Origin of the sequence: Halobacteriovorax sp. DA5 (assembly GCF_002903145.1) — a bacterium.
Taxonomy (GTDB): Bacteria; Bdellovibrionota; Bacteriovoracia; order Bacteriovoracales; family Bacteriovoracaceae; genus Halobacteriovorax_A.
Map to the genome: position 1 here is coordinate 1 of NZ_PPDJ01000036.1, position 338 is coordinate 338.

Below are 338 nucleotides of genomic sequence, written 5' to 3' on the forward strand. Positions count from 1 at the left end.
GGGTAAAGCAGTGAGGGATACGCGTTCATCTCTTCATTTTCTGTCTTGTCTCCGCAGCCGTTTACTCCTCCTTCTCCTCTCCGTGTGTGATGACGTAGCAGATGTTCTTGTAGTCAACATTGCCAGCCACATCTGGGGGGAAGGCGGCCCACAGATTCTTCATCTCCTCTGCAGAGAACCTGTCGCACTGAGTGGTCAGAAGCTCCTCAAGGAACTGCTTCTTGATGGTGCCAGTGCCCTCTGGATCCAGCACCTTGAAGGCAGACACAATGACGTCTTCGGGGTCAGCACCCTTCAGCTTCTCTCCAAACATGGTGAGGAAAACAGTGAAGTTGATT

The 338-nt window shown here is 52.1% G+C and carries 1 protein-coding gene; it reads right to left on the minus strand.

The window, feature by feature from the left end; genetic code table 11:
- Window positions 1-61 precede the first annotated feature (61 nt).
- Window positions 62-338: hypothetical protein (locus C0Z22_RS16085; RefSeq protein WP_158246958.1), on the minus strand; the 277-nt coding region annotated here is incomplete at its 5' end.